We start from the raw sequence: 4,290 nt of genomic DNA, 5'->3' as shown, positions 1-4,290 counted from the left end.
TTAAAGGTATTTATATTTTAATTTATTGTACCTTATAACAGACGTAAGTGCTGTAATTAAGCACTCAATGAAGTATCGTTATCAATTTCTGCACCAAGCTGATCAAACAGATCCGCCTGATCCCCCCAACAGTCCCAGCCGTCCCTAGACTCGCGTGCGAACATCTCCAGCTTTGTTATGTCTGGACACAGTTTGTCTACGAGTTGGTAGAAATTTTCGGGCTTACGGGAATGCTCACGCCTGGGTGAGTGCAGGATGGTGGACTCGTTTGTGAGTGTTCGTCCAGAGAAAGCTTTGACATTCCCACGAACAGCCAAAGCGCAATGTTCGGTCGAGTTTCGCAGCCAATGACCAACACCTAGATGTGTTTTAGTGCCGTCTTTGGTGACTTTTTCCCAAGTCAAAATAGTCTTGAGTTCAAATCCCCATGTTTGCAAGCATTGAGCCGCTTCTACCATGTGATTATTTGTGTACCAAAGCCAAAGGACTGACCCTGTGCGATCGCTTAAGTCTGGAACAGGCAATGACAGTATTTCTTCTATGTGCATTGGCTTGTAGTTAATGCGGTTTCGGTGAGTTTTATCCTGATTTCTCAGCCGATAGAACCAGGGAGGGTCAATCACGATGCACTGGTATTGACCTTCTAATGTCGTTAGTCTCATGTTTGACTCCTGCTATTTTCAAACTTGTTCTGGAAATTCAATGTGGCTTAAAGTCTGAAGTTCAACAGCTAATCCACTTAAGAAATTTTGGAGTTCAACTGTTGCCAATTCTTTGGATATTTCTTTTTATGATGTGTAAATAAGTTGCTTCTGATGCCCAAAGTAAACTTCGGTACGAGTTAAGTTTTGCTCTGTGTCAGTTAACAGAGTCAAAGCAAATCTTCCAAGTTTGCAAAAGTAATAAGGACGCTTTGGACTCCAAGGCTTTCCAGGCTGCCAAGTAATTTGGGGTTTTTTCCCAATGTGAACGCTGATAGATTCAAAATCAACGTGGAAAATGTTCAGTAAGGCAAGCATTTCGCCACTGTTGTAATGGTCTACAACGTGCTGTCTAATACCTAATTCTGCTAAACCATCGGGAATATCAATGTGAGCTTCAGATGAGATTTTTTCAACTACTGTGACTATGGCTTTCATATCCGTTTAACCATCTTGTAATTTGTAAGAAAATATTTAGGAAGGTGTATTACTCGCGCTTCAATTAAACCCCTGGCAACGAACGTTATTCAGGGAATAAACAATCAGTTTCATATTCGTTATCATCCTCATTTGAACATTCATCTTTGATGGATTCAAATTCTTCGATTGCGAAAATAGCCATAGCCACACACGCTCTTTCTGCTGGATGTGTAGCTGATTGCATTCGATATGATTCGGGGACTACATAGCCTTGGATCGCGTAGAATTTCTTAGCTAGTTTTTCAATGAGTACATCTTTTTGGAAGTATCCGAGTTGCATATCTTTTCCCCTCAAGGTAGAATTTGCCTTTGTTGTAAAAGTCTTAATTTTTGATTACTGGCCGATCGCTCTGCTTGACCGATGACCAATGACCAATGACCAATGACCAATGACCGATGACCGATGACCGATGACCGATGACCGATGACCAATGACCGATGACCATCAAGCAGTAACTACAGCTTTCTTTGAGAAAGCACCTGCCTGCCTTAGCGCTGCACCAGGGCTAGGGTGAGCAAAGAACTCTTCTATAGCTTTGGTTAAGCCTGCCGCAACAGTCGGCTCGTGACAAGCGTAGACATAGACGGGCTGCTGCACACCGTTAACCAATCGCGTTTCTTGGCGTGAGCCTTCTATTGGAGACGCTCTGCGAACATCGGGCTGTTCGGTGTCGCCCAACTGTGGGTAATGTACTGCTAATTATGAAAGCGTTTTGGGAAAAGCAATTTGCTTTCCTTTGACCTTACAAATATTCTGCAACTTTTAGTTACATTTTGTCAACCCCTAGTTGCACGATCTTGGTTGATTTCAAACATAATAATTCAGCCAAGCTACAGCCAAATACTTTACATAACCCAACGATCATCTCAGGGGTTGCCCCTTTGACTTCTAACTCGGTTTCCATCTTGTTTAAATACTGGCGAGAGATATCAACACCATGCTCTTTTAGCTTTTTGGACAAACTTACCAATGGCATATTGCCACGCAATGAACGCAGTTTTTGACTGCGTTGCTCTGTCCATCTAATAGAACCCACTTCACTTAGTGGTATCATAACGACCTCTTCTATCTCTTCCCGATTGCCCATTTTCTGCAATATTTGGTTGACAATTACAATAGTTCTCTGCCACTATTAGTAGCAGAAATTGAGCCAGTACGATGATGTACCCACCTGTCGTAGGCAATTCTTTGCTATGTCATCCATATTTTGTTCTTTAGAAAGATGAGAGATGTAGGGATAACTAGGCGTATCGGCGTTCGTAGAACAGCAACCCTATTGAATCTCTTGGAGCTAACTGCAATGCAAAATGCTTATGGGGTGCAACTAACCAGAATGAAGAATTATGTTCGCCTGTAGTAATCAGCACAAGCTCCACTGGCTCAACGTTGAGATGGGTGGCGATCAGAGCGAGGATTTTTTCGAGAATTAGGGCAAGTGATGACAAATCCACCTTCTGATTCATATCGTTCAACCTTTTCTCATGCTACCGTCAAACAAAACAGGAAATTGTGATAACTCCCTTTCAGGCAAGGCGACGACTCTTGATTCAAAGGAAGAGGGGCAAGTATCCAAAATTTTTTTTGAGTTGTAATAGCTAGGAGCAAGCAATTCAAGGCATAAAGGTGTTTGGCTGTTTAGTATACATCGGAGCGCCTAAAACCCTCAAACCGCCAATTAACTTTTAGATAAAAAACGAAAAAATAACAACGGAGAAACTAACAATGGCTGGTAAGTTGATCGACAAAGTGGCAATTGTAACAGGGGCATCGTCTGGTATTGGTGAGGCTACAGCGTTGGCGCTGGCAGTTGAGGGCGCTACAGTAGTAATTGCTGCCCGTCGGAGCGATCGCTTGCAAGACCTAGAAACTCGTATTACTGGCACTGGTGGAAAAGCCTTATCCATTACTGCTGATGTTTCAGATGAGGTGCAGGTAGAAGCATTGGTCAACCAAACTCATGCAAAATTTGGCAGAGTTGATATTCTCATCAATAATGCAGGGGTGATGCTGTTAGGTCTGATTGACGGTGCAGATACAGAAGACTGGCGACGCATGATCAATCTGAATGTGTTGGGATTGATGTATGCTACTCACAAAGTTTTACCTTTGATGAAGACACAAGGTGCTGGGCACATCGTCAACATTTCATCGGTAGCAGGTCGAGTTGCAAACGCCGGAAGCGGTGTCTACAATGCTAGCAAATGGGCAGTTGGTGCGTTTAGTGAAGCACTTCGTAAAGAGGTCTATCAAAATAACATCCGCGTCACGATTATCGAGCCAGGGTTAGTGGCAACAGAGTTACCGCAGCACATTACGGATTCCTCTGCAAAAGAGCAGGCAAAAAACTTCTACGGTTCGGTCAAAAATCTTGAGAGTGAAGATATTGCCAATGCGATCGTTTATGCCGTCACACAGCCTCCACACGTTAACGTCAACGAAATCTTAATCCGCCCAACTGAACAAGAACGGTAATTATAATTTCTGTACTTCAACGTACTTTACAATACATTTATTGTTCATAATTTTGAGCGACTTCACTAATAATAGTTTGCAACAGAGAATTTATATTTTGTGGCTGGAAAGCATTAAGTCCAACCGAACTAAATCTTTGAATTGCTTGTTGATATGATTTTCTATCATCGTACCCTTCCTCGAAATATTGATTATTGTAATATCCATAAAGAATAAAACTAGAATCAATCATTCTTATAAAAGGTTCCGGTTGAGCAAGAGATTTTGCATTATTAAATAGCTGAATTAGATAGATATAAAAGTAAGTTAAAAAATCCTTAATTTCTTGTCGAGAAAAGTCTGACTCAAATGCTTGAACTGGCATTTGATTATTGTAAGTATCTGCTTCGTTCTCAAATAATTTATAGGTATTATATTCAAACCATCCACGAGAATCAAAAATTTGTATTAAATAAAAAAAATTACCTGTTGACTTCTTAACTATTAGTAATAGGGGGAAAATAAATGAGCCTTTCTCGCTATCAAATAAATTACTACTATTACCAAACAGCCAGGGTTAGCGCGTCTCAAACCCTATTGACAGAGGGATTATGGCAGAGGGTCTGAGTTTGGGAGAGCCGCAGCCAAAACAGAAAC

9 protein-coding genes are annotated in these 4,290 nt (G+C 41.4%); 1 reads left to right on the top strand and 8 read right to left on the bottom strand.

Annotated elements, in window-relative coordinates:
• Positions 1-56: 56 nt before the first annotated feature.
• The 7 genes from HWQ36_RS17840 to HWQ36_RS17810 all read right to left on the bottom strand — a co-directional run bounded on the left by HWQ36_RS17840 (position 57) and on the right by HWQ36_RS17810 (position 2,645).
• On the bottom strand, positions 57-662 hold the full coding sequence (locus HWQ36_RS17840) for an MT-A70 family methyltransferase (protein WP_292705026.1): 606 nt from the start codon (positions 660-662) through the stop codon (positions 57-59).
• Between the two features lie 126 nt (positions 663-788).
• Complete coding sequence (locus tag HWQ36_RS17835; protein WP_292705025.1) at positions 789-1,139, bottom strand: hypothetical protein; 351 nt, start codon at positions 1,137-1,139, stop codon at positions 789-791.
• A gap of 85 nt (positions 1,140-1,224) precedes the next feature.
• Positions 1,225-1,461, bottom strand: a complete 237-nt coding sequence (locus HWQ36_RS17830) for a hypothetical protein (RefSeq protein ID WP_292705024.1) — start codon at positions 1,459-1,461, stop codon at positions 1,225-1,227.
• Between the two features lie 43 nt (positions 1,462-1,504).
• Positions 1,505-1,627 (bottom strand): hypothetical protein, encoded by a 123-nt coding sequence (locus HWQ36_RS17825; RefSeq protein ID WP_292705023.1) that lies wholly within the window; start codon positions 1,625-1,627, stop codon positions 1,505-1,507.
• A complete protein-coding gene (locus tag HWQ36_RS17820) occupies positions 1,627-1,860 on the bottom strand; it encodes a hypothetical protein (RefSeq protein WP_292705022.1) in 234 nt (77 codons plus the stop codon). Before HWQ36_RS17820 ends, HWQ36_RS17825 begins: the two co-directional genes overlap by 1 nt.
• 88 nt (positions 1,861-1,948) lie before the next feature.
• Positions 1,949-2,269 carry a helix-turn-helix domain-containing protein gene (locus HWQ36_RS17815; RefSeq protein WP_292705021.1) on the bottom strand — a complete coding sequence of 107 codons (321 nt, stop codon included), beginning with the start codon at positions 2,267-2,269 and terminating at the stop codon, positions 1,949-1,951.
• A 154-nt stretch (positions 2,270-2,423) separates the two neighbouring features.
• Positions 2,424-2,645, bottom strand: a complete 222-nt coding sequence (locus HWQ36_RS17810) for a hypothetical protein (RefSeq protein WP_292705020.1) — start codon at positions 2,643-2,645, stop codon at positions 2,424-2,426.
• Between the two features lie 259 nt (positions 2,646-2,904).
• Here HWQ36_RS17810 and HWQ36_RS17805 point away from each other — a divergent pair, with 259 nt between their 5' ends.
• On the top strand, positions 2,905-3,654 hold the full coding sequence (locus HWQ36_RS17805) for an SDR family NAD(P)-dependent oxidoreductase (protein ID WP_292705019.1): 750 nt from the start codon (positions 2,905-2,907) through the stop codon (positions 3,652-3,654).
• Between the two features lie 37 nt (positions 3,655-3,691).
• On the opposite strand, the gene HWQ36_RS17800 is transcribed toward HWQ36_RS17805, so the two are convergent.
• The gene (locus tag HWQ36_RS17800) at positions 3,692-4,018 is read right to left on the bottom strand and encodes a hypothetical protein (protein WP_292705018.1); all 327 of its coding nucleotides are present in this window, start codon (positions 4,016-4,018) and stop codon (positions 3,692-3,694) included.
• Positions 4,019-4,290: the final 272 nt, after the last annotated feature.

Source organism: Nostoc sp. NMS2 (assembly GCF_017115105.1).
Lineage (GTDB): Bacteria > Cyanobacteriota > Cyanobacteriia > Cyanobacteriales > Nostocaceae > Nostoc.
This window is presented reverse-complemented; position numbering and strand designations above follow the sequence as displayed.